The 25900-nt window shown below is 42.5% G+C and carries 21 protein-coding genes; 12 read left to right on the top strand and 9 right to left on the bottom strand.

The window, feature by feature from the left end:
* Positions 1 to 392 precede the first annotated feature (392 nt).
* The gene (locus A6755_RS21020; RefSeq protein ID WP_063591855.1) at positions 393 to 761 is read right to left on the bottom strand and encodes a YhjD family protein; all 369 of its coding nucleotides are present in this window, start codon (positions 759 to 761) and stop codon (positions 393 to 395) included.
* A 288-nt stretch (positions 762 to 1049) separates the two neighbouring features.
* Between A6755_RS21020 and A6755_RS21015 the strand changes: the two genes are divergently transcribed.
* From A6755_RS21015 to trpB, 5 genes are all read left to right on the top strand, one after another.
* Positions 1050 to 1664 (top strand): TVP38/TMEM64 family protein, encoded by a 615-nt coding sequence (locus A6755_RS21015; RefSeq protein ID WP_034314626.1) that lies wholly within the window; start codon positions 1050 to 1052, stop codon positions 1662 to 1664.
* Between the two features lie 33 nt (positions 1665 to 1697).
* A complete protein-coding gene (gene lepB, locus A6755_RS21010; protein ID WP_034314624.1) occupies positions 1698 to 2261 on the top strand; it encodes a signal peptidase I in 564 nt (187 codons plus the stop codon).
* A gap of 188 nt (positions 2262 to 2449) precedes the next feature.
* The gene (gene addB / locus A6755_RS21005) at positions 2450 to 5947 is read left to right on the top strand and encodes a helicase-exonuclease AddAB subunit AddB (RefSeq protein ID WP_063591854.1); all 3498 of its coding nucleotides are present in this window, start codon (positions 2450 to 2452) and stop codon (positions 5945 to 5947) included.
* On the top strand, positions 5940 to 9674 hold the full coding sequence (addA, locus tag A6755_RS21000) for a helicase-exonuclease AddAB subunit AddA (protein ID WP_063591853.1): 3735 nt from the start codon (positions 5940 to 5942) through the stop codon (positions 9672 to 9674). Before addB ends, addA begins: the two co-directional genes overlap by 8 nt.
* Before the next feature lie 129 nt (positions 9675 to 9803).
* Positions 9804 to 10967: a tryptophan synthase subunit beta gene (gene trpB, locus A6755_RS20995; protein ID WP_063591852.1), complete on the top strand. Its 1164-nt coding sequence runs from the start codon at positions 9804 to 9806 to the stop codon at positions 10965 to 10967.
* 46 nt (positions 10968 to 11013) lie between these two features.
* On the opposite strand, the gene A6755_RS20990 is transcribed toward trpB, so the two are convergent.
* The 6 genes from A6755_RS20990 to A6755_RS20965 all read right to left on the bottom strand — a co-directional run bounded on the left by A6755_RS20990 (position 11014) and on the right by A6755_RS20965 (position 12979).
* Positions 11014 to 11232 (bottom strand): spore germination protein, encoded by a 219-nt coding sequence (locus tag A6755_RS20990; RefSeq protein ID WP_034314616.1) that lies wholly within the window; start codon positions 11230 to 11232, stop codon positions 11014 to 11016.
* A gap of 21 nt (positions 11233 to 11253) precedes the next feature.
* Positions 11254 to 11661 (bottom strand): spore germination protein GerPE, encoded by a 408-nt coding sequence (locus A6755_RS20985; RefSeq protein WP_034314612.1) that lies wholly within the window; start codon positions 11659 to 11661, stop codon positions 11254 to 11256.
* A gap of 5 nt (positions 11662 to 11666) precedes the next feature.
* Positions 11667 to 11846, bottom strand: coding sequence for a hypothetical protein (locus A6755_RS20980; protein ID WP_063591851.1), 180 nt, complete (start codon positions 11844 to 11846; stop codon positions 11667 to 11669).
* Positions 11836 to 12447 carry a spore germination protein GerPC gene (gene gerPC / locus A6755_RS20975; RefSeq protein ID WP_063591850.1) on the bottom strand — a complete coding sequence of 204 codons (612 nt, stop codon included), beginning with the start codon at positions 12445 to 12447 and terminating at the stop codon, positions 11836 to 11838. The genes A6755_RS20980 and gerPC overlap by 11 nt, the downstream gene beginning before the upstream one ends.
* A gap of 82 nt (positions 12448 to 12529) precedes the next feature.
* Positions 12530 to 12736 (bottom strand): spore germination protein GerPB, encoded by a 207-nt coding sequence (locus tag A6755_RS20970; protein WP_034314608.1) that lies wholly within the window; start codon positions 12734 to 12736, stop codon positions 12530 to 12532.
* A gap of 21 nt (positions 12737 to 12757) precedes the next feature.
* Positions 12758 to 12979: a spore germination protein gene (locus A6755_RS20965; protein ID WP_063592643.1), complete on the bottom strand. Its 222-nt coding sequence runs from the start codon at positions 12977 to 12979 to the stop codon at positions 12758 to 12760.
* Between the two features lie 223 nt (positions 12980 to 13202).
* On the opposite strand from A6755_RS20965, the gene A6755_RS20960 reads away from it, so the two are divergent.
* The 4 genes from A6755_RS20960 (at position 13203) to A6755_RS20945 (ending at position 18040) form a co-directional block, all read left to right on the top strand.
* Positions 13203 to 14795, top strand: coding sequence for a long-chain-fatty-acid--CoA ligase (locus A6755_RS20960; RefSeq protein WP_063591849.1), 1593 nt, complete (start codon positions 13203 to 13205; stop codon positions 14793 to 14795).
* A gap of 282 nt (positions 14796 to 15077) precedes the next feature.
* Positions 15078 to 16352 carry an MFS transporter gene (locus tag A6755_RS20955; RefSeq protein ID WP_063591848.1) on the top strand — a complete coding sequence of 425 codons (1275 nt, stop codon included), beginning with the start codon at positions 15078 to 15080 and terminating at the stop codon, positions 16350 to 16352.
* A gap of 29 nt (positions 16353 to 16381) precedes the next feature.
* A complete protein-coding gene (locus tag A6755_RS20950) occupies positions 16382 to 17590 on the top strand; it encodes a DUF418 domain-containing protein (protein WP_063591847.1) in 1209 nt (402 codons plus the stop codon).
* A 105-nt stretch (positions 17591 to 17695) separates the two neighbouring features.
* On the top strand, positions 17696 to 18040 hold the full coding sequence (locus A6755_RS20945) for a YisL family protein (protein ID WP_063591846.1): 345 nt from the start codon (positions 17696 to 17698) through the stop codon (positions 18038 to 18040).
* 57 nt (positions 18041 to 18097) lie between these two features.
* Here the strand turns inward: A6755_RS20945 and A6755_RS20940 are convergent, their stop codons facing one another.
* Complete coding sequence (locus A6755_RS20940) at positions 18098 to 18664, bottom strand: DUF2777 domain-containing protein (RefSeq protein ID WP_063591845.1); 567 nt, start codon at positions 18662 to 18664, stop codon at positions 18098 to 18100.
* Positions 18665 to 18948: 284 nt separating this feature from the next.
* On the opposite strand from A6755_RS20940, the gene asnB reads away from it, so the two are divergent.
* Positions 18949 to 20796: an asparagine synthase (glutamine-hydrolyzing) gene (gene asnB, locus A6755_RS20935; protein WP_063591844.1), complete on the top strand. Its 1848-nt coding sequence runs from the start codon at positions 18949 to 18951 to the stop codon at positions 20794 to 20796.
* 43 nt (positions 20797 to 20839) lie between these two features.
* Here asnB and A6755_RS20930 read toward each other — a convergent pair whose 3' ends face one another.
* Positions 20840 to 22591, bottom strand: coding sequence for a glycoside hydrolase family 13 protein (locus A6755_RS20930; protein ID WP_034314594.1), 1752 nt, complete (start codon positions 22589 to 22591; stop codon positions 20840 to 20842).
* A 355-nt stretch (positions 22592 to 22946) separates the two neighbouring features.
* Between A6755_RS20930 and A6755_RS20925 the strand changes: the two genes are divergently transcribed.
* Complete coding sequence (locus A6755_RS20925; protein WP_244889702.1) at positions 22947 to 24203, top strand: extracellular solute-binding protein; 1257 nt, start codon at positions 22947 to 22949, stop codon at positions 24201 to 24203.
* 150 nt (positions 24204 to 24353) lie between these two features.
* Positions 24354 to 25889: an alpha-amylase family glycosyl hydrolase gene (locus A6755_RS20920; protein ID WP_063591842.1), complete on the top strand. Its 1536-nt coding sequence runs from the start codon at positions 24354 to 24356 to the stop codon at positions 25887 to 25889.
* Positions 25890 to 25900: the final 11 nt, after the last annotated feature.

The raw sequence follows: 25900 nt of genomic DNA, 5'->3' as shown, positions 1-25900 counted from the left end.
TGCGGCGGATCATGATATTGGTTACTTTTACATCGATTTGTCGAAGCTGACTGTTTTCCTATCCTTTTCTTCAATATGATGAGTCGATCATAACGGGTGCCACTCCAACCTTTGTCATGGAGCATGTAATTAACCTTCATTTAAAGAGACTTAACACTAAAATGTTAAAAGGATATTCGTATGCACTTGATTACATAGGTTATGCTTTGGTTTGAACATTATGATGTTATGGAATGTTCAAACAGGGGGAATGGAGGTAAGTGAGTCTAATCGATCTTGATCATGAAAGACTCCCTTACCTTTATGCCAGGAAAGATGCGATGCTTTTTTATGGTCAACCTTTTTACTTCCAAGGGAATTTGTATTCTTCCGGAAGGCTCCCTTTTAACCCGTTAATCCCTTGAGGGTTTTTTTTCGAAAAAGTAATAACATAACAAGTCTTCGGTTTTGTTGCGAAGGCGGGGATTGAAATAATTATGATGTTCCTCGTATCCTTTATATAAAAAACAATACATCGTGAAGGATTCATCGCGTTTGATTTCACTAACTTTAATATTCTCTTTGCGCAAATAGCGCCGTACCTCGGCAAGTTCGTCTTGAACCACTTTTAAAATATGTTCGACCAGCTCCGAATAGGGCCTTTTTAATTTAAACGGACTAATTTCGATGACCTTGAGATCCCGGTTTAAGACTGTAATAACCATAGGGAGGTAGATGGCTTTTTCAATCATATTTCGGTCATCTTCTGGAATGCGGGTCATCATGACCGCCCCTTTCTAAATAGCGCGTTTTTAATACTAATATGTATATCCTGTAAAAATAGGAACACTTGTTCTGTTTTTATCCTAATGTATTTTCAGTGGTTATGCAAGCAGTTTTGATAAATCTAGAAATATTCGTTAACAAGATTATGTTTTCCGGAGATAGGGAAAGTATGAAGATATATGGATAATAATTCTTGCAATTTCGGGGGAAAGTGATATATCTAAAATAAACGGTTTTTAATAAGTTTATGCTGCTTTGATGGCAGCATGTCGAGGGAGATAATTATGGATTTGGATACTATACGTGAGTGGTTTACACTTGATCATATATCGGCACTTATTCAGCAATATCGCTCATTCGGTCCAATTCCCGGAATCTTACTGCCGATGCTGGAAGCTTTTTTGCCTTTTTTGCCCTTAGTGGTGTTCGTGCTTGCCAATGCAACGGCATTTGGTCTCTGGTGGGGGTTTTTATTTTCTTGGATTGGTGCGGTAGCGGGGTCCTTTTTGATCTTTTGGATTATTAGAAGATATGGTCAAATGAGGTTTTTCAGATTTTTGCAAAGACATAAACAGGTGCAGAGGTTGATGGTATGGGTTGAGAGCCATGGATTCGGTCCTTTGTTCATATTGCTCTGCTTCCCTTTTACACCTTCGGCTATCGTTAATATCGTGGCAGGACTTTCAAAAGTCAGTACCCTGCAATATGGACTTGCAGTAGTTGGAGGGAAGGCGGTGATGATTTTTACGATCAGCTTCGTAGGTTACGATTTAGTATCATTGATTCATAAACCTGTGCGAACGATCATTATCGGAATCGTCATCTTTATCCTATGGTATGTGGGGAAAAGGCTGGAAGTCCGGTTAAATAAAAGCATGAAGAGAGAAGAAGGGCAATAAATTAATATATAAATGCAGTAGGGGTTGAACTAGATGGAAAAAACAAACAAGAATTCTTTATCCGATTGGATAAAACCAGCGATGATAGCTTTTGTTATTTACATCTTAATCCGTACATTTCTCTTTTCAAGCTATGATGTTGAAGGAAAGTCGATGCAGCCGACCCTTGAAGATGGAAATAAACTTGTCGTGAATAAAATCAATTACCAGATTCATGATATCAACCGTTTTGACATTATTGTTTTTCATGCGAATTCACAAGAAGATTATGTTAAGCGGGTTATAGGGGTTGCAGGTGACCGTATTCGTTATAAAGATGATTGGCTTTACGTAAATGGTGAGAAAGTGGATGAGCCTTATCTTGAGAAATTCAAGGAAGGTTTCCCAGGACAGGATTTTACAGGTGATTTTACATTAAAAGAATTGACGGATATGACCAAAGTTCCGGAGGGCAAGCTTTTTGTCATGGGTGATAATCGTCTTGAAAGTGCTGACAGCCGTCACTTTGGTTATATACCGGTAGAAAATGTTGTCGGTAAAGTGGATGTTCGATATTGGCCGGTCAATGATTTCAATTTTAAGTTTACAGGTGAGTGATCGTTGAAGCCCGAGTAAGATGCGGGCTTTTTCTTTTGGGGAAAACGCGAACGTACGATTGGTGTTTTTTTAAGGGAAACGGTAAAATAATAGAAAGTAAATCTAATTGGAAACAGAAACCTAGTCATAAAGACGAAAGTATTTCTGGTATGATGGATCTAGATATTATGTTGTAAGGGGGAAAAGAGATGTCACTCCGTTTTTTACTGGGAAGATCGGGTACAGGGAAAACTTCGAATATATTGGACGAAATCCGCTCTAAATTGGCAGAAGATCCCGAAGGAAATCCAATTATCTACCTCGTTCCTGATCAGATGACGTTTCTATCTGAATATAAATTAATTAAAACACCAGGACTTGCCGGAATGATCCGGACACAGGTTTTCAGTTTTAGCAGGCTTGCTTGGCGCGTTCTTCAGGAAACCGGGGGGATGAGCCGTCTGCATCTTGACAGTGTGGGCGTTAATATGCTGATACGGAAGATCATGGATGATAAAAAGGAAGAGTTAAAGATGTTCAGTCGATCTGCTGATAAGCAGGGGTTCATTGCACAAATGGAGCTAATGCTGGCTGAGTTCAAGCAGTATTGCATCCAACCTGATGACATTCAAAACTATTTGGCTGAAACCTCACAGGCCGGCAGCGGCATTCAGGATAAACTGCATGATCTTGAATTGGTCTATCAGGCTTTTGAGGATGAAATGGTCAATAAATATTTAGACTCCGAAGATTATTTCACTTTGCTGATCGAAAAAATGTCAGAGTCTTCATATATAAGGAATGCGGATATATATATCGATGGTTTTTATAGTTTGACTCCACAGGAATTATTGATTGTTGAAGAAATGATGAAGCTGTGTAGGAGTGTAACGATCTCGCTGACGTTAGATCAGCCCTACAGGCAATATGCTCCGGATGATTTGCAATTGTTCAGGCAAACGGGAAACCTTTATCATCACCTATATCAGGCTGGATTGAGGAATGGCATACCGATTTCAGAAGATCGAATCTTAAAAAGTTCGGAAAGGTTTGGAAAGAGTCCAGGGCTGAATCATCTGGAAACTTATTTTTCCATTCGTCCTGCACGAACGTTTGAGCAGTCACCTGATGTAACGATCGCCCAGGCAGTTAACCGCAGAGCTGAGATTGAAGGAGTTGCCCGGGATATCTTGTCGCTGGTCAGACAGAAACAGCACCGTTTCCGTGATATTGCGATTTTAGTCCGTAACGGGGAAGCATACGCAGATATTTTACAAACCGTTTTTCGGGATTATCAAATTCCCTTGTTCGTCGATTCCAAACGGACGATGCTGAATCATCCTCTGATTGAACTGATTCGTTCGACTTTGGAGATCATCAATGGCTATTGGCGTTATGAACCGGTATTTCGTGCAATCAAGACGGAGCTTCTATTTCCGCTGCAAAAAAACCACGACCGGATGCGTGAACAGGTAGATAAGCTGGAAAACTATGTGCTGGCCCGCGGCATTAAAGGAAGCGGGTGGACGTCCAAAGATCGTTGGACCTACCGGCGCTTCCGCGGTCTGGAACTCGAGGACCGGAACCAAACGGATAAGGAAATGATGCTTGAGCAAGAGTTGAATGAAATGAAGCAATTATTTACCGAGCCCATCTTGAGGCTCTCAAAACGGGCTAAAAAGGCTGCTAATGGCAGGGAATTGTGTGAAGCCCTTTATCTATATCTTGAAGAATTGCATATACCGGAAAAATTGGAAAAGCTGAAACTGGAGGCAGAAGACGCAGGTGATTTGGTATCGGCAAGAGAGCATGAGCAAACATGGAATGCGGTTGTCGACCTATTGGACCAATTCGTTGAACTGCTGAGCGGGGAAGAGCTTTCCATGAAACAGTTTGCGGTAATCATTGAAGCTGGTCTGGAGTCTCTTGAATTTTCTTTGGTACCGCCGGCAATTGACCAAGTATTAGTCGCTAATCTAGATTTATCCCGCCTGGATGATGTGAAGACAGCTTTTGTTATCGGATTGAACGAAGGGGTTCTGCCGGGAAAAGCAGTATCTGACGGGATATTTTCAGATAGTGATCGTGATGTGCTGCTGGCTGGTGGACTTGATGTTGCCCCAAGTTCGAAGGTGCGCCTGTTGGATGAGGAGTTCACAGCATACAAAGCATTCACTACGCCTGCCGAGGCCCTTTATTTATCATATCCGCTTGCCGATGAGGAAGGGAAGGCGCTTTTACCTTCATCCTATTTGAAACGGGTAAGGGACGTATTGCCTAACGTTTCCGATGTGTATTATATGAACGATCCGTCCGATCTGTCTGCAGAGGAACAGGTGAAATATGCAGCGAATCATGATGTGGCCCTTTCGTACCTGGCTGCCCAATTGCAGCTGAAGAAAAGGAACTATCCAATCCATTCACTATGGTGGGATGTATATAATGCCATTATTGATGATGAAATGGCCGGTCCTTCAGCAACTAAGGTTTTATCGAGCCTTTTTTATCAAAATAGGACAAAGAAATTAACTGAGGAAACAAGTAAGCAATTATACGGTGAGAGCATTCTTACGAGTGTATCCAGGATGGAAATGTTCAATAGCTGCCCGTTTTCCCATTATGCGGCTCATGGCTTGAAATTGAGGGAAAGGCAGATTTTCCGTTTGGATGCCCCGGATATAGGCGAGATGTTCCATGGAGCGTTGAAAATGATTGCCGATTACTTGAAGGAACATGATATTCCTTGGTCTACATTGACCCCGGAACAATGCTTGGAGCTGGCCAGAATTGCTGTGGAGAGACTTGCTCCTAAACTCCAAAACCAGATTTTGTTAAGTACGAACCGCCATCACTATTTACGCAGGAAACTCGAACACGTGATTGGACGTGCCTCGATCGTATTAAGTGAACATGCAAAGGCGAGCGGTTTTGCTCCGATCGGATTAGAACTTGGATTCGGAAAAAATGGCGAGCTGCCGCCACTTTCTTTCACATTGAAAAACGGTACGAAGATGGAATTGATCGGGCGGATCGACCGCGTTGATAAAGCGGAAGAAGATGAGGGTGTCTATTTGCGTGTGCTCGATTATAAGTCAAGTGAAAAGGAACTGAACATGAGTGAAGTATATTATGGACTAGCGCTGCAAATGTTGACATACCTAGATATCGTCGTCACCCATTCCAAGTCGCTGATTGGAAAAGAAGCGATTCCAGCCGGAGTTTTGTATTTTCATGTGCATAATCCCGTTGTCAAATCAAAGGGTATGCTCAGTTTGGATAAAATTGAAGAAGAAATTTATAAAAGCTTTAAAATGAATGGACTTGTACTGGACCATTCAAATGTCATTCAGTTGATGGATACCTCGCTTGATATTGAAAATTCGGGTAAGTCGGATATCATTCCAGCTGGATTTAAAAAGGACGGATCGCTCCTGGCGGCTTCCAAAGTTGCCAGCAGGGAAGAGTTTTCGCTTCTGAATCATCATGTGCGCCGTATTTATCAGGAAGCTGGTGATCGAATGGTCGATGGTGATGTGGATATTACTCCATACAAATTAAAGGAAAAAACGCCGTGTACCTTCTGTTCCTTTAAATCTGTATGCCAATTCGACCAGTCACTGGAGGAGAACCAATTCAGGAATTTGGCACAGAAGAAACAAAATGACGTTCTTGAGCTATTAAGGGGAGAGGGGGAGAGCGATGAGTAAAACGAAAATTCCTGCTCTGCCAGGAGACGTGACTTGGACGGAAGATCAATGGAAGGCAATATGGGCTAAAGATCAGGACATCCTGGTTGCGGCCGCTGCGGGTTCAGGGAAAACAGCGGTACTGGTCAATCGGATCATTCAAAAAGTCATTTCAGAAGAAGATCCAATCGATGTTGATGAACTGCTCGTGGTTACATTCACCAATGCCTCGGCTGCCGAAATGCGCCATCGGGTAAGTGAGGCATTAGAAAAAGCGATCGATGATAATCCGCATTCACAGCATTTACGTAAGCAGTTGAGCTTGATTAATCGTGCTTCGATTTCCACACTCCATTCGTTTTGTCTAGAGGTGATCAGGAAGTATTATTATCTGACGGATATCGACCCGGGCTTCCGGATTGCAGATTCAACGGAGATCCAGCTGCTCCGTGATGAAGTGATGGAAGAGCTTTTCGAGGAGCAGTATGGCCAAAGTGATAACGAAGAGTTCTTTAATTTGGTCGATGCTTTCACAAGCGATCGAAATGATGATGCACTTCAGAATATCGTTCGGTCGCTGCATGATTTTTCGCAATCGAATCCAAACCCGGACCGATGGCTCGATGGTGCCGCCAGCATGTATGAGCTGGCAGGTGATGATGGGATTGATGATCTTTCGTTTATCGATTCATTGAAGTTCGATATAGGTTTACAATTGGACACGGCCAGGGATTTATTGGAACGCTCGCTAGCGTTGACAAAAATCCCTGGGGGGCCGGCTCCAAGGGCTGAGAACTATCTAGCCGATCTTGCACTGGTTGCTAAACTTTCGGAAGTGAAGGACCAATCCTGGAATGCACTTTATGAGGAAATCCAAAACGTGAAATTCGGGACGGCAAAACGCCTTACCGGTGCAGATTTTATCAAGGAAGTGGCTGATGAGGCTACCAAGTACCGGGATAAGGCCAAGAAGATCATCAAATCGATACAGGAAGAGTTATTTTCCCGGAAACCGGAAAGCTACCTGCGGGATATAAGGGAGCTTAAGGGTTATGTCGATACACTTGTAATGCTTGTTAAACGGTTTGACGAAAGATTCTTTGCTGCAAAAGCAGAAAAGAACTTGGTGGATTTCGCCGATTTGGAACATTATTGTCTTCAAATTTTGACAGGGGAAACGGTGGATGGTGAACGAAAACCTTCAGCGGCAGCCATCGAATACAGGAACCAGTTCAAAGAGGTATTAGTGGATGAATACCAGGACACGAACCTGGTTCAGGAATCGATCTTAAAATTGGTGACGGCTGACGGAGAATATGATGGGAATCTTTTCATGGTAGGCGATGTCAAGCAGTCCATTTACCGGTTCAGGCTTGCAGAACCGAATCTCTTCCTTGGAAAATACACACGATTTACCCATGACGGTGTTGATTCCGGGCTGAAAATTGATTTAAACCGCAATTTCCGGAGCCGAAAGGAAGTTCTTGATGGGACCAATTTCTTGTTTCAACAGTTGATGGGCATTACAGTCGGTGAGATTGATTATGATGAAGATGCCCAATTGAAAAAAGGTGCCCCATATCCCGAAGACAATCGATACCCGATCGAACTCCATTTAATTGATGGAGCAGCCGATCCTGAAGCTCATTCGGAAATGGAAGGATATGATGGCGGATTTGAGGCTGAGGAGCTTGAAAAAGCGCAGCTCGAAGCAAGGCAGATGGCCAAGCTCATTAAAAAGGCTATAAGCGAAAAGCATCGGATATATGATACGAAAACCAAAAGGTACCGATCTGCCACTTATCGGGACATGGTCATTCTTCTTCGTTCGATGCCATGGGCACCGCAAATCATGGAGGAATTTAAAAAGCAGGGAATTCCAATATATGCTAATTTATCCACGGGGTATTTTGAAGCGACCGAAGTGGCCATCATGATATCCCTATTGAAGGTGATTGATAATCCGCAACAGGATATCCCATTGGCTTCCGTTCTCCGTTCACCTATCGTCGGGTTGGATGAAGAAGAGATGTCAAAGGTGCGTTTATTCCATACAGGAAGCTATTACGAAGCACTAGCTGATTTTTACAGAAAGAGTGACCCTGAAGAACATCCGGGGCTTTATGAAAAAGCCTCTGCATTTTATAAAAAACTAGTGAAGTGGCGGAAGCTTGCCAGGCAGGAGGCATTATCAGATCTGATCTGGCTCCTATACCGCGAAACGCAGTTTTATGATTTTGCAGGTGGGATGCCGGGCGGCAAACAGCGTCAGGCCAATTTACGAGCGCTATATGACAGGGCAAGGCAATATGAAGCAAGTTCTTTCCGCGGTCTGTTCCGTTTCTTGCGGTTCATAGAAAGGATGCAAGAACGTGGAGATGATTTAGGGGCAGCTCGGGCTTTAGGAGAACAGGAAGATGTAGTCCGGCTGATGACAATTCACTCGTCAAAGGGGCTTGAGTTCCCGATCGTGTTCATTGCCGGTCTTTCCAAGCAATTCAATATGATGGATTTACGAAAGTCCTATTTACTGGATAAAGATTATGGCTTTGCGGCAAAGTATGTGAATTCCGAATTACGGATAACTTATCCATCCCTCCCTCAATTGGCTTTTAAGAAAAAAAAGCAGCTTGAATTAATTGCCGAGGAGATGCGTGTCCTCTACGTGGCGCTAACAAGGGCTAAGGAAAAGCTTTATTTGATTGCCAGTATCAATGATGCAGAAAAAACGCAGCAGAACTGGGAAAGTAATGCGGCACATGGAGATTGGCTATTGAAGGACTATGTACGGGCAGGTGCAAAAAGTTATCTTGATTGGATTGGTCCATCCCTTGTCCGACATCGGGATTCTCTTGGTGCTGCAGGTCTTGGCCTGGAAATGGAGTCGCATCCATCGAATTGGTCCATTTCCGTCATTCCAAGTGAAGAGCTTGCTGTTCTGGATGAGGAAGAGGCACTGGTTCAAGAGCAAATGCTTGAACATGTCCAGAAATCGGAGAAGGTCGGCATCGTTTCCGAGTTTTATGATGATATCAAGGAACAGCTGGAATGGGAGTACCCCGAGCATGAGGCGACGGTGTATCGTTCCAAGCAATCCGTTTCTGAATTAAAACGTCAATATGAACTCAAGGACGAGCAAAGCTCCACAGAGCTGTTGCGTAAATTTAAGCGGCCTATCACGAAGCGGCCGACTTTCATGCAAGAAAAGTCACTGACTCCTGCTGAAAGGGGTACGATTACACATTTAGTCATGCAGCATATTGATTTATCTAAAGAGATTACCATTCAATCGATTCAGCAACTGATCATTGATCTGATTCAACGTGAGCTGTTGACGGAGGAACAGAAAGAAGCTGTGGATCCGGAGACGATCGTCGATTTCTTCGATAGTGAAATCGGCAAAAGAATGCAGAGGGCCCAAAGCATTCGCCGTGAAGTGCCATTTACGATGTCGCTGCCTGCAAAGGAAGCTTACAGCGATTGGACAGCTGGAGATGAAGAAGTCCTTATCCAAGGGGTGATTGATTGTATCTTTGAGGATGAACAAGGTCTTGTGCTTCTCGACTATAAAACGGATACGATCACCGGCCGTTTTGCAAGCGGGTACGAAGGGGCTAAAGGGATTCTTGCCGATCGATACCAGATGCAGCTTCAGCTTTATACGAGGGCTGTTGAAGGAATAATGAATAAGAAGGTAACCGGCCGTTACTTGTTTTTCTTTGACGGCTCGCATTTATTGGAAGTATAAGAGAGAAGGAGTGTCCCATTGATGTGGGACGCTTCTTTTTGGTTAAATAAACAGAATAGTTTGAAAAAGTGTAAATGCTTACTATATACTAGTTGAGAAAAATACCTTTTTAAAGGAGTAGAGAAGAGTATGACGAGTGAGATCAAGAGCAAGGGATACTTTGGTGAGTTCGGTGGAAGCTTTATACCGGGTGAACTTCAGGAAGTTATGGATATTTTAGAAACGGAATTCCTGAAATATAAGGATGACCCGGAATTCATTGAGGAGTTCCGATATTATCTGAAAGAATATGTCGGACGCGAAAACCCGTTAACACTTGCAAAGAATTTAACGGAAAAGGTTGGCGGGGCAAAAATATACTTGAAGCGTGAAGATCTGAATCATACAGGTGCTCATAAAATTAATAATGCGATCGGACAAATCCTGCTCGCTAAACGAAGGGGTGCTAAACGCATCATCGCAGAAACAGGAGCAGGACAGCATGGTGTGGCGACTGCGACAGCATGTGCGATGTTTGGCATGGAGTGTGTGATCTATATGGGTAAGCTGGATACGGAGAGGCAGGCATTGAATGTCTTTCGGATGGAATTGCTGGGGGCAAAAGTCGTAGCGGTCGAAAAGGGACAGGGTCGATTGAAGGATGCTGTTGATGAGGCATTGAATGACTTGGTGCAAAACTATGAAAATACTTTCTACTTGCTTGGTTCAGCAGTGGGGCCACACCCATATCCAACGATCGTTAAACATTTCCAATCAATCATAAGTGAAGAATCAAAACGCCAAATCCTTGAAAAGGAAGGAAAACTGCCAACTGCGATCATTGCTTGTGCAGGAGGGGGAAGTAATGCGATCGGTGCTTTTGCTCATTATATTGATGAAGATAATGTCCGTTTAATTGGTGTAGAGCCAATTGAAGCCCCAAGTATTTCGCAAGGTGTCCCGGCAGTATTGCATGGATTCAAAAGTTTGACGTTAGTGGATGAACAAGGAGAACCAAAACCGACATTCTCTATAGCTGCAGGTTTGGATTACCCGAGCGTGGGGCCCGAGCATAGTTTTTTGAAAGAAAGCGGACGAGCGGAGTATGTGACGGTAAAAGGGGAAGAAGCTCTTGAGGCTTTTCAGGTATTATCCAAAACAGAGGGAATCATTCCGGCTCTCGAAAGCTCACATGCCCTAGCTCACGCCATGAAGCTCGCTAAAGAGTTAACAAGGGATGATATACTGATCGTTAATTTATCAGGCAGGGGAGACAAAGATGTCGAGCAAGTATTTAACATGTTAGAAAAATAGGTCGAAATTAAAAGCCTCCCTGGAGATGGGAGGCTTTTTTCTTTGACTAATTATTCCCTGTAATGGGCTGGTCAACACCATTGATATCCAGGACATTGCTTCCATTCAGGCCATTGGCCGTAAAGACGATTGCAGCCGTGTTCCCTGAACCGGATCCAGTAACCGATTTGGAGGAAGACTTAGGGGAAATGACGGCGCAATCACCGAATAACAGGTTTCCTTGCGCGACATTAAATACTTGGACCGGGCCGATAATGGCAGGCATATGAACCCCTCCTTTAAAAGTTTAAGTGTTGTTGGTTGAATCCTCGATTGGCGTCTCTTCGTTTTCTTTAGGCACTTCCCGAATATGCTTCACTCTTGATTCCATACGTGCATGGCCTACGTTCCCCACACCAACCACAGATGAGGCCGATACCCCGATTATATTGATATTGCCGACCCGTATGAAGGGATTCGGATTTGAAAAACTTGATATGACTGGTTCATTCAATCTTGGGATATAAAATGGTTTCTTAAAAATGTCATAGTCTTCGAAATGAATATCGACTGAGTGGAAAGTTTCACTTTTCTTTTGAACGGCTAAAGCCAGGGAATTCCCGTCAATATATGAGGTATCCCCGATTTGCATGGCGGAGCTGAACGATACCGTGTCTGATACTATAGATTTTACTTTTGATATTCTTGAAAACATATTTTTTATCCTTCTGGAGAAAGCGGCACGAATGGCCCTATGATAAGGGATTCCGGCGGGGTATCGAATGCTGAGGATAGTTGGACCGTTTGTACATCCCCTATGAGAAATAAAGCAGAGCTTGATACACCGGTAATTTTAATATCTCCTACACAAAGCTGGTGATTGGTTACATTAAACTCCATTTGGATTTCCTCCTGTCTCGGCTTGTGAATGGGTAATGAATTGGAATAATGCAGTTTGAATATCGGATTTCACCTTCTCCCTGATCTTTTCCTTGACATTATCCCGTTGCTGCGGTGCACGTTCCGCGTAAGAAAGATTATCGAAATACATATTGATACGTTGATGAAGCTGGCGTTCGACGTCCTGTTTAATGAAGTCATGATATGAGGGTTCCAATGATGTTTTCAGTTGGTTTTCCGCATCGTGAATCATATTTTCCAAGTCAGAAAGTATATCATTGTGAATTTCCTGGACGACGATTTCCCTTCCTGGAAATAGGTTAGGTGCAGGTTGAATGGGTTGGTTGTTGACGGCAAATTCATCAATGTTGTTAAGGTCAGTTGGATTTAAACCGATATTCAATGTTCCATCTAAAGATTCGACTTTTAACTGATCGAATTTATATTCAATTTTATCTACATGGATTGGCGGTTTATTTTTCAGCTCGGCAAGTTCATCTGTCAGGCGTTTGAGTTCGTGTTCAAGTTTCATGATCCGTTTATCCTGGGCTTCAAGAAAACGCTGCATTTGTATGGAATATGAATAGAGATCCTGATTCACGATTCAACACCCACCTTCACAATAAGTTGATTTCATATAAGACAGTATATGAAAAAGTAGGATGTAGGTGAATGCCTATGAACTAGGAGGGCGTAAATGGGACGAAACTGGCTAATGGGGTTACATCGGCTTCAATTTCGGGAGCAGGCTCTGTGAATCCACCGGTATTGGCCAATGTGGAATATGGCTTAATCACCCCTGCACTGCCTATTTGAAAAACGGATGAATTGGCGATGCTTTCAATTTTTATCATATTGATTTGTATGGTCTGGTGAATATTGAAGATCATGCTGACTCCTTTCTTAAAACATTAGAGATTTAGGACCAGTGGCTGATCAACACCATCAGTATCATTTGTATTCGTGGTGCTATAGGCATTATAAAGGGATATGGATTCACCCGTATTAAACGAGCCAGCACCTGCAAACGTTTTTGAGGTGGAATATGGATTAATTTTAAAGACGTCACCAATATGGACAATTCCACTGCTACCGACGTTGATGACTTGAACGATTCCTACGATGGCCGGCAAGAAAATCACCCTTTTTTTATTCTGGTTTTCCCCTGGATTTAAGGCCATGAGCCTATCACTGAAGGGAGTTTCAATGTATTGTATGTTGACTCATGATTGATGTGATTCATCTGCCTATTAATATATTGTTATATAACAACGGCTGATATTGTTGGAATGTTGGAAACAGATATGGTAATATAATGCTAATTCAGAATTTTCAAATAAAACTAGAGGTGAGGAAATGAATGTACCATTAGTATTATCGCATTTCTTAGATCGAGCAGCCTTACTATATGGAGATAAGAAAGCCATCATTGGAGATGACAAGGTTTTAACATACTTAGAGCTGAATGGCCGTGTAAACCAGCTTTCAAATGGTTTAAGGGATCTCGGTGTCAAAAAGGGTGACAAGGTGGCATATTTGGCACCTAACTCAATTGAAATGCTTGAAGGCTTTTATGGGGTATTTCAAATTGGGGGAGTAATCGTTCCCTTGAATATCCGTTTGAAGCCTGCAGATTATGTTTTCATTTTGAACCATAGCGAGTCCAAGGTCCTTTTCGTAGATCGGGAATTGTATCATCTTATTTCCCCTGTCAAGGACGAACTTGAATCGGTGGAGCACATAATCGTTCATTATAAAGATGAAGAGATAAATGAAACCGATTACAACCATTGGCTGGAACGTTATGATAACAAGTGCTTTAACCGGGAGTCAGTGGATGAAAATGATGTTTCGAGCCTTCTTTATACGAGCGGGACCACAGGAAATCCCAAAGGGGTGATGCTGACTCACCGCAACAACTATTTACATGCCCTGGGTGCGATGCATCATTTCAGGGTCAATGACCGCGATACATATTTGCACGTACTGCCGATGTTCCACGTGAATGGGTGGGGGGCGCCATTTTATTATACGGCAAATGGTGCCACTCAAGTTTGTTTGAGGAAAACCAGCCCAGAAATGATATTTGATGCACTGCAAAAGCATAAGGTTTCCATCATGCATATGGCACCGACGGTTCTGAATTCACTGTTCCAATATTATGAACGGAATGTTCCGAATATCGAGCAGGATGTCCGAATCGTCGTTGCAGGCTCCGCTCCGCCTCCTGCATTCGTTACAAGGGTGGAAAAAGAGTTAGGCTGGGAGTTCATTCAAATTTACGGAATGACTGAATCAACACCTGTCAGTCTGATATCGCTGATTCGTTCTGAATTCGATGATCTTCCGGAAAAAGAAAAATACAGAATGAAGGCGAAAGCCGGATATCCCATCATAGGCAGTGAGGTAAAGGTTATCCATGGCGATGGTGAGGAAGTTGCCCATGATGGCGTGGATATCGGCGAGCTTATCGTCCGCAGCCATGGAGTGATGTTAGGTTATTGGAAAAATGAAGAAGCGACCAGCCGGACACTGATAAATGGATGGCTGCATACAGGGGATATGGCCACAATCGATGAAAACGGGAATGTGGATATAGTAGACCGCAAAAAGGATATAATCATTAGTGGCGGAGAAAATATCTCTTCAATAGAAGTGGAAGGAATACTCTACGAACATCCGGACATTCTTGAAGCGGCAGTCATTGCCGTTCCACATGAAAAGTGGGGAGAGACACCGCATGCCTTCGTCGTGCCAAAAATGGGCGTGGAATTAACGGAGGATGATATAAAGGCCTTCACACGGGAAAAATTAGCTCATTTTAAATCAGTTACCAGTGTGTCGTTCGTCGATGAGCTTCCAAAAACGGCATCGGGGAAAATACAAAAAATCCATCTTCGTAATGATTATTGGGAATCTAAGGGGAAAACAGGCAGATTCGTTAATTGAAGTTCGCTAACGCTGTTCAGAAATGATCAGCGTTTTTTTCTGTTGCCGTTTAAAACGGTTTCCTGAGGTGGACACTGATATGTTTCCATTCGTAAATAGCCGCAGTAACTCATGCCATTGTTGGATAAGGGAAGAAGGTCATTCAGGAACATTGGAATTTGTTTCGATAAAAAGCTTCCTGTTTAAAGATAAAGTGTTACTATTATAAAATATTTCAAATTATTATAATTTTTCTTTTTTCATTATGTTGATTTTAACAGTTTTGGATTGTGGGGGAGAGCATTGAAACGTATTCATTATAGCTGGGTTATTTTAATCATAACATTCTTCTCGATTATTGTAGCCGGTATCGTTAGGTCATCATCGGGAGTATTCATCGTACCATTTGAAAATGAGTTCGGGTGGGACCGGTCCGTCATTTCTTTAGCCTTTGCCATAAGTCTTTTTCTTTATGGATTATCGGGTCCGTTCATGGCCGCCCTAATTGAAGTGCTTGGGTTGAAGAAAATGATGGTATCGGCCATGTCCACTTTATTGGCAGGGATTCTCCTCACTTTTTTCATGCAGCATGAGTGGCAGCTCATTTTAATTTGGGGAATTATCATTGGATTGGGTTCTGGAGTGTTTTTAACGGTATTGAGCCCATATGTGGCAAATCGTTGGTTCGAGAAGAGGCGGGGGCTGGCGGTCGGGATACTTACGGCAAGTACGGCCACGGGCCAGCTCATTTTACTTCCGGTTTTAGCCATCATCATTGAGAGTTATTCGTGGAGAGGGGCGATTGGATTAATTTTGGTCCTTAGCTTGATCATGCTGGCAATCATCCTTTTATTCATGAAAAACAATCCGAAGGAAGTCGGCACTCTTCCATATGGATTGGAAGAGGAAAAGCAGGAGGCTGTTACAGTCCAAAATAAGAATCCCATCGCCATGGCTTTTCAATCGTTGATTGAAGCTGTGAAAGTGAAGGAATTCTGGTTATTGGCAGGTAGCTTTTTTATATGCGGACTTTCAACGAGCGGGTTGATCGGGACACATTTCATTTCTTACTGCATTAGTTTTGGTTTACCGGTTGTGACGGCAGCATCACTGCTATCTTTCATGGGAATCTTTGATTTGATTGGTACGACTGTATCCGGATGGCTATCAGATCGTTTTGATAACCGTTGGCTGTTGTTTTGGTATTACGCTCTAAGGGGTGCTTCCCTCGTATTACTTCCTTTTGCATTAAATGAAGGTTCTATCGGTCTATTGATTATCTTTTCCGTTTTCTATGGCTTGGATTGGATAGCGACCGTTCCTCCGACCATAAGCATTTCAAGGCAAGTATTTGGCATGGAGAAAAGCGGGATCGTATACGGGTGGATATTCGCGGCCCATCAGGTGGGTGCAGCAGTGGCGGCGTACGGTGGAGGGCTTATCTTCAAAATATTCAACTCCTATACATGGGCATTCTTCCTTGCAGGAATCTTTTGCTTATTGGGCAGCTTGTTTGTCATACTGATAAAAAAGCACAAAGCGGTCACGAAAGTTAAAGGTGATGCAATGGAGATATAGAAAAGATATGAATGAAAGAGGGTGTACCTATGAAGGGCGCAATGGTACCATTGCAGGAAAGTAAACGGATCGTAAACATCGATATTTTACGTGGATTAGCCATTTTAGGGATTTTTTTAGTGAATATGCCTTCTTTCCACTCCCCGCTCTTGTACATAGATGGTGCAAAGAGGTGGGCAGGAGGATGGGATGGGATTTTGTACAGATTCAGTGATATAGTCGCACAGGCCAGCTTTTATCCGTTATTTGCCTTTCTGTTCGGTTTCGGGGCAATCATTTTGGCAGTAAGGAGTGAAGAAAAGGGTATTTCATTTCCGTTACTATATATGAAAAGGCTAAGTTTCCTGCTGATACTGGGCTGTATTCATGCTTTCTTCATCTGGCATGGGGACATCCTCATTAATTATGCTGTATTTGGGTTTGCACTTTTGTTTTTTTATAAGATGAAGGGCCGGAATTTAATTCTGCTTGGCTCGGTTTGTTATGTCCTGCCTTTTGCAATATTGGGTTCTCTATTTCTTATAATGGGCACTTTTGATAAGGAAGGGATGGCGATCACGACTGATTCGGCGATGATGAAACAGTCTTTGGAAGTTTATCAATCTGGTACATTTACAGAACTGATGAGTCAAAGGGCGTTGGATTGGTATATGGTGAACAACCCTTTAAATGCCATTATCCTTTTTTTATCGATTTTTCCGTTTTTTTTAATGGGAGCAGGCGTGGCAAAACAAGGCTTTCTCCAAAATCCAACCCAATATAAACGACAATTGAAAGCGATATCGATTGTAAGCTTGCTATTGGGCATGTCAATTAAGATGCTGCCATATGTGACGGTATACCATTTTGGAACGATATTCGTCCAGGATTATTTGGGAGGACCGTTACTTACGATTTTTTATATCACGGCAATCACGCTTTTGGCGGAACGTGCAGGGGCTTCCCGCCTGTTACATCCGCTTTCGTATATCGGAAGGATGTCGATGAGCAATTACTTGTTCCAATCGATGGTATGTACGGGCATTTTTTATTCATATGGCCTTGGTTTATATGGATCAGTCTCATATACGACAGGATTTGTTTTTCTAATAGCCCTGTTTTGCCTGCAAATCCTGCTTTCCTTATTGTGGATGGGCCTTTATGAATACGGACCGGTTGAATATATATGGCGTTTTTTTACGTATGGTAAAAAGCCGGTCATGCGCAGGGAGGGACCAGTTAAGAAGAAATGTAAATGATGTTCATTAAATTGTTGGTTTTACCCTTTAGGTGGATACTTAGTTTTGTTTTTTTGTAAAAGCCTATGATATGATGAAATGGAAACTGAACGAGGGGGCAAAAAAATGACTACACATATGCATATTACAGCTTGGGTTATCGGAATCATTCTTTTCTTTGTCACATATTCGATGCTTAAAGGTGCAAACCCGAAAGCGAAAATGCTACATATGATAACACGGTTGTTCTATCTATTGATTTTTCTTACTGGCGGCATGCTGATCACTGATTTTGGTGCTTACGCAGTAAAAATGATCGTTGGAATCATCGTGATTGCGGCGATGGAAATGGTGCTGGTCCGTACGAAAAAAAGAAAAAGCACAGGTGCCATGTGGATATTGTTCATCGTAGCGCTTGTATTCGTCCTTTATTTAGGATTTTCACTGCCACAAGGAATGGACTTTTTTTAATACAGAATTAAAGACGGGTAAATGAGGAAATCTCATTTACCCGTTTTCTTTTACCCGTTATTGTGAATTCACTTTCTCAATGACGATCCTTTTTCCGGTGTTCAGGGTGAATTCAAAACGATCATGATCCTTTTTCCCGTAAGAAAAATGGTGCTGAACGAGACAAATTTGGCTCTCGTTATCAAAGGTGAAGAAATTCACGCCGGACTGGTTTGGGACGGCCCTTAAAAAAGTGAGCTGGTTATAGCTATATATACAATCATAAATAGAAAAATCAAGTGAATTCAATGTCGTTACAAATTGGAAAAAGGAATCATCGTTCAATTCTTCCAATAAACGTTCAAAAGAGTAGAGCAGTTTTTTGCGTATCCGAATGGGCTCATTTTCCCTTAAGAAGGTGATTTCCCGATGAAGCAGGATCTTTCCCTCTTCTTCAATTACTCCTTGCTGCCAGCGCCCGCCCCTGTACACTTCGATGATGCTGTTAACGTGGTCTTCAATGGAGCAGGCCTCATCTGTTTCATCATCGAAAAAAATCCATTGTTGATTGATATTTTCCACTGTTCCTTCGGTAAAAGCTCTTGTTTGCCTATTCATTAACTTAGTTCGTTGTTGCTGACTCATACATATACCTCCAATAGTGGAATCCTCACCTACTTTTTAGTCAAAATCCAATGAAAATATAACTGTATATTTTAAAATATTATGGACAAATAACCATCTTTCCGTCTTTGCATAGGCTATGTTTAACACGGGATGCTTTGCTCAACAATTCATTAACGACGCCGGGCGTTGTTGGCAGGTGGCCCTACGGAATGATGCTGAGCGATACTTAGGGACTGTAAATCTTTTTAAGACAGGGAGCCAATATATTTTTGATAGTCCGGATAGAAAGGATGAAGTGTAAAATGTGTGGGATAACAGGCTGGGTGCATTTTCAAAAAGATTTACGGACAAAAACGAAAACGCTGGAAAACATGACAAAAACGTTGGCAAAGCGGGGGCCTGACGAAGATAATGTTTGGAGCGAAGCCCATGTTGCCTTTGGTCATAAACGGTTAACGGTTGTCGATGCGGAAGGCGGAAAACAGCCGATGACGAAAAATCATGAAAACGGCAGATATACGCTTTGTTATAATGGTGAGCTATATAACACCGAGGATATTCGTAAACAGCTATTATTAAAAGGATATTCCTTTAACGGTCATTCTGATACAGAAGTTTTGCTAACTTCTTATATAGAATGGAAAGAAAAATGCATTGACTTGTTCAATGGGATTTTTGCGTTTGCGATTTGGGATGAAAAGGAACAGAAATTATTCGTCGGAAGAGATCGCATGGGGGTAAAACCATTCTTTTATGCGGAAAGGGACGGCGGGTTCATTTTCGGATCGGAGCTGAAGGCGATTCTGGCCCATCCGGATGTTAAAACGGAGATTGACCGCGAAGGGTTGTCTGAAGTTTTTGGTGTTGGTCCATCCCGGAAGCCAGGTTCAGGCGTATTTCATGATATCCAGGAATTAAGACCTGCCCATGCGCTTACTTTATCAAGGAAAGGCCTCCGGATTTGGAGATATTGGAATGTGAAAAGCGAAGAACATCGGGATACGCTTGACGAGACGGCCGAGAAGGTTCGCTTCCTTGTCGAAGATGCAGTGACGCGGCAACTTGTATCTGATGTTCCGCTTTGTACCTTCTTATCAGGAGGGCTTGACTCAAGCGCAATTACGGCCATTGCTGCAAATGCCTATCAAAAAGAAGGGAAAGGCCAGCTTCATACGTATTCCATTGATTATGAGGATAATGAGCGTTATTTCAAGGCAAATGATTTTCAGCCAAACTCCGATGGGTATTGGATTAAAAAGATGTCGGATAGTTTTAACACGGTTCACCATTCATCGGTCATCTCTCAAGAGCAGCTGACAAATTATTTAACGGAAGCTGTCCTTGTAAGGGACCTCCCAGGCATGGCGGATGTCGATTCTTCTTTACTTTGGTTTTGTAAGGAAATCAAGCGGGATTTTGTCGTAGGCCTGTCCGGCGAATGTGCGGACGAAATTTTTGGAGGTTATCCTTGGTTTCACCGTGAGGATGATTTGAATCGTGCTGGTTTTCCATGGATGAGATCTACGGATGAGCGGGTATCTTTATTGAAAACGGGATGGCGCGAGAAATTGAAGCTGGAGGAATATGCCCAGGAAGCTTATTTGGCCACCCTTGCCGAAACGCCTAAATTGGAAGGGGAAAGCGGTATAGCGGCAAAGCGGAGAGAGCTTTTCTATGTGAATTTATTATGGTTCATGACGACGCTCCTTGACCGGAAGGACCGGATGAGTATGGGGGCAAGTCTAGAGGTGCGCGTGCCATTTGCCGATCATCGCCTTGTTGAATATGCATGGAACATTCCTTGGGAAATGAAAATGGAAGGCAACCGTGAAAAGGGTATTCTCAGGAAGGCTTTGGAGGGGCTATTACCGGATGAAGTATTGTATCGTAAAAAAAGTCCATATCCCAAAACCCATAACCCTATATATACAGACAGTGTGCAGGCGTGGTTGAAAGACTTACTGACGGATAATAATTCGATCCTGCATGAATTTTTCGATAAACAGAAGCTAACCGATATAGTGGATTCCAAGGGTGCGGCTTTTAAAGTGCCATGGTTCGGCCAATTGATGTCAGGGCCACAATTGCTCGCGCATTTGGCACAGACCCATGTATGGTTCAAAGAATATGACATCCAAATAATCGAGTGAAAAAAACGGGGCGGATGATTATCAACGCCCCGTTTCCATTTGCCTAATGATTGATTGCGAGAATTTTATATTGATAACCACCCAATTCAAATTTGCCAACTTGTGTGGTTTCTTTTGTTCTTAAATCCGTTAGTGTACGTCCTTTCAAATCAACAGGAAGGGTAAAGGATTGCTTGACATCGGTCGGATTGATGAGGATCACGACAGAACGTTTTTCATTATACTTTTGGTAAGCCACGATATTTTCGTTTCCGGCTGTATCAAGGAATTTAAACTCCCCGTCATTGGCAAGTAACCGTTCTTCTTTTCGCAAGTGGATCAATGCCTTAATTTCATTGAGTAGCTCGGTGTTTTGTTTTTCTTCTTCCCAGACCATGCATTTTCGGCATCCTGGATCCATGCCGCCGGTTAAGCCGATTTCATCTCCATAATAAATACAAGGGCTGCCATTGAATGTCAGCAGGATTGCGTGAATGAGCTTGGCTCTAGCTAGATCTTCCCCGCAATCCGTGAAAATCCGCGGTGTATCATGGCTTCCAAGAAGGTTGAATGTCACGTCAAAAACATTGGTTGGATAACTGTGATAGATGGCTGTCATTTCTTCAGTGAACTCGCGTGCATTGATGGTTTGTGAAGCGACCAGGCGAAAGACTTGGTTGGTGAAAGGGTAATTCATGACGGCATCGAACTGATCGCCGCGAAGCCATGGCATGGAGTCATGCCAAATTTCCCCAAGAATATAAAGGTCAGGCTTTATATTTTTCACCGTTGTTCGAAATTCACGCCAGAATGGCTGATCAACTTCATTTGCCACATCGAGCCGCCAGGCGTCTATATCGAACTCCTTGATCCAATAAGCCGAGACTTCGAGCAGATATTCTTTCACCTCCGGATTTGCCGTATTCAATTTTGGCATCGATTCAAAAAAACCGAATGTTTCATAATTGGGCCTTTCCCCTCCCTTAAGAGGGAAGCTGTGAGGGTGGAACCAATCCTTATATTTCGATTTCTCCCCTTTTTCGAGTAAATCCTGGAAAGGGGGGAAATAGTAGCCGCTATGGTTAAAAACGGCATCCAGCATGACCCGTATATTCCGTTTATGGCATTCGGCTATTAGTGTTTTCAATGTTTCCTTCGTTCCGAATTGCGGATCGATACTCCGATAATCAATCGTATCGTATTTATGATTGGAGTAGGCATGGAAGATTGGCGTGAAATAGATTCCGTTGATGCCGAGATTCTCAAGGTAATCCAAATGTTCAATGATTCCTTCGAAGTCCCCGCCAAAAAAATTATCCACCGCCGGGTCTTCACTTCCCCAGGGTTTCACACCTTTGGGGTCGTTGGCGGGGTTTCCGTTCGCGAATCGTTCAGGGAAAATTTGGTACCAAATTGTATCTTTGACCCATTCCGGTGCCCCGAAAACTTCATTTTGATGGAGATAGGGAATCGCGAAATAGCATCCGGGATCTCGGGGGGGCTCTTTGAAGAAGCCCTTTTCCGTGTAAATGGAGCATTCTTCTTCTGCCGATACCTTGAACCCATATCGAATTCTTCGGTAGGGAGGCTTCACATGGATATGCCAGTAATCATAACGGGTATCGCTGCCCGACAGACTCATGGGAAGTTCCTCGTACTGCCATTGACCACTATTTGAAATGTAAGGATCCCCAAAAATCAATCCAACTGAGGAGATATCTTGTTTTTTCGTGCGTAGGCGGATATGTAGGGTTTCAGTGTTGATAGGATAGCCGTAATTGTCATTAGGTCTATGGTGTATGGATGAAAATTCCATGAAAACCACTCCGATTCTATAGGTTTTGGGACTGTGAAAAAGGAAACTTCCGGCTGTTACGAGGAGGGTCTCTATGAAGTGGTACTAAGCCAGGTAAAGTGCTTTTTCATTTTGGTTATATACCCAATTTCAATTGAAAGAAGCACTTATTAACTAAAAAATAACAAAAATTGTTCATTACTACAAGGAAATAAATACGCCAAGGAAAATGTTGTAAAAATCGAAGCCGTTCATATAATGATAACAATAGCTTTGGTATCGCTTTCATCAATTGGCTTTATTTGAAGTACTGAACTGAAAAACAGTATTATTTGGTGCTTTTGGACATGATAGAATAAACATTGCAAAAAGGAGAATGAAAGTGAAGAAGCTGATTTTTCATTTGTTCATGTCCATATTATTGATTGTTAGTGTAAGTGCTTGCGGATCCAGTTCAGATTTAGAAAATAAAGCAGTGAAAGAAGATAAGAAAAAAGAAGACGAAGCCAGCAATGAAGCGAAGCCGGAAAAATTGATCATTTGGGAGGAAGAAGGTAAAGCGGAGGCCCTAAAGCCGGTGATTGAAGCCTTTGAAAAAGAATATGGAATCAAAGTTGAGCATGAAGAGCTTGAAATGGCTACCGGGATGTATGAACGACTTCGTCGAGATGGGCCAATCGGAAATGGAAAGGCACCGGATGTCGTAACTTTTTCCCATGAGAAAGTCGGGCAAATCGTGAAGGAAGGCTTAATTCAGGAAGTGAAGGTGAAAGATGAGGTATTGAATGCATTCATTGAACCTTCAATTAGGGGGGAGATGTATCAAGATAAGGTTTTTGGATTGCCAAAGTCCGTAACCACCTCCGTCTTCATTTATAATAAAAAATTGATGGCTAAGGCTCCCGAGACGATGAATGACCTTTATAAAATGACGAAGGAATTAAGAAAGCGTAACGTGCATGGTTACTATGCCAAGTGGAATGATTTCCATGATTCGTATGGAGTAATGGCTGGAATGGGAGGTTATATATTTAAAGATAAGAATGGAAAGTTAGACCCTTCCGACATTGGTTTGAATAATAAGGGTTCCATAAAAGGGGCTGCGTACATCCAAAAATGGTATAGGGCGGGTTTGATTCCTAAAGGCGGCAAGGCAGGAATCGAGAAGTTGTTTTTACAAGGGAAATTGGCTTCTATCATGAGTGACGGGAACTCATTTACCGAGCGAAAGGATACAGGAATTGCCCCCATGCCAGAATTGCCCAATGGTCAGCCAATGAAAACGTTCATGGAAATCAAAGGCTGGCATGTAACAGCATTCACAAAACACCCTTATTGGTCTACGAAGTTAGTTGAATATTTGACTAATGATGATAATGCAATGAAGCGTTTTGATTTAACAGGGGAAATCCCACCTAATAAATCAATTAAAAACAAAGCCGCAATCAAAGAAAATGAAAGGGCACAAGCCTTAAGCATACAATTACAATACGCTGAACCAGTGCCGAATATTCCGGAAATGAATAAAGTATGGGGACCGATGAATTCAGCCATGGATGAAATGACCACTCAAAAAGCAAAACCAAAAAGGGCTTTGGATAAAGCGGTCAAGAAGATAAAAAAAGAACGTTAACCGTGTTCGGCTCTTTTCCAATTCAGTAACCATAACCAGTATCCCCAGTTTGTCCCTTAAGTGTAAAGTTTTTTATAAATTGGATTTGACGTTAAGGGGTCAAAAGGCTAATCTTAAAGGCGTAAAGAGATAGCTAGGAGGAGAACGGATATGAGAAAAAGGGCGTTATCACTCGCTTTAATTCCGCTGCTTCTTTTTTACGCCATTCCAGTAGGAGCAGCTGAAAAAGAACAACGAACTTGGAAGGATGAAATCGTATATTCATTATTGGTCGACAGATTTTTCGATGGGGATACCCAAAATAATGGAGATGCGAACGTGAATGACCCTTCCACGTTCAATGGCGGGGATTTCGAAGGTGTCACGAAGAAACTGAATTATTTAAAAGATATGGGTTATACCGCTATCATCCTTTCACCGATTTTCGCTAATGATGCAAATGGCTATCATGGCGATTGGGTGGCCGATTTTTATAAAACGGATAAACACTATGGGACAATGGAAGAGTTTAAAAAACTCGTGAATGAGGCACATAAACGCGATATGAAGGTGATCATTGATTTTCAAGCAAATAATGTGGGGCCTGAATCCGCGTGGCTGACCGATCCAAAAAAACAAGATTGGTTCCATGAAGAAAAAAAGATTTCCAAGGACGGTAGCCAAACGGATTTGGAAACAGGGTGGGTTGATGGTCTTCCCGATTTGAATCAAGATAATGAGGAAACAAGGAAATATTTACTTGACGCTGCCAAATGGTGGATAACGGAAACTGATATTGATGGATACCGTATAAATAAAGTCCAATACGTAGCAAAAGATTTTTGGAAGGAATTTGTGGATGCAGTCAAATCTGAAAAATCAAATTTCTATACAATCGGCGATGTTCAAGGTGATGCGGAATTGATCTCAAGCTACAAGGAGACGGGTATCGATGCTTTTATGGCTTATCCGCAGAATGCTGAGCTACGTGAAGCATTTGCTGCGCCCGATAAGGAATTGAAACCTGTTTTTAATGCGTTTGCGAAAAGCGAAGATGAATTAGGGGGCAATGCCCATCAGGCATTGTTCATGGACACACAGGGAATGCCCCGTTTTACAAAGGATGCAGCCGATCATAACGAAAATCCAGGCTCCAGATGGAGAATGGCTCTGTCGTATCTGTATACGATGCCAGGGGTGCCTGTCGTATTTTATGGATCGGAAATTGCCTTAAATGGCGATATTGCCCCGGATAATCATAAGTTGATGAATTTTAAGACAGAACAGGAATTGGTGGAATATATAACGAAGCTTTCTGATTTCAGAGACATGTACCCAGCATTGGTAAAAGGGGATATGGAGCTTTTATATGAAGAAGGCGGGGCTTCGGTATTCAAGCGTGTGTATGGTGATGAAACGATCGTCGTCGCCATGAACAATACGACTGAAACTCAAACGATAAACCTTGATGATAAGGAACTTGAAAGCAATAAAGAGTTGAGAGGTATGCTGAATGGGGATCTGGTCCGCAGTAAGGACAACAGCTACTCTATCGTAATCGACAGGGAGACGACTGAAGTCTATACGCTGTCACCTAAGTCGATTATTAATATTCCTTACCTGTTAGTCATAGGATTGGTTCTTCTCATTTTTGGTATATTCATTGCTTTGGTTATTAAACGTTCAAAACGGAATCAACCAAAATAATCATATACCTC

It is taken from the genome of Peribacillus frigoritolerans, from assembly GCF_001636405.1.
GTDB lineage: Bacteria > Bacillota > Bacilli > Bacillales > DSM-1321 > Peribacillus > Peribacillus frigoritolerans.
The sequence above is the reverse complement of the archived record's forward strand: the minus strand, read 5'-3'. Positions and strand labels throughout refer to the sequence as shown.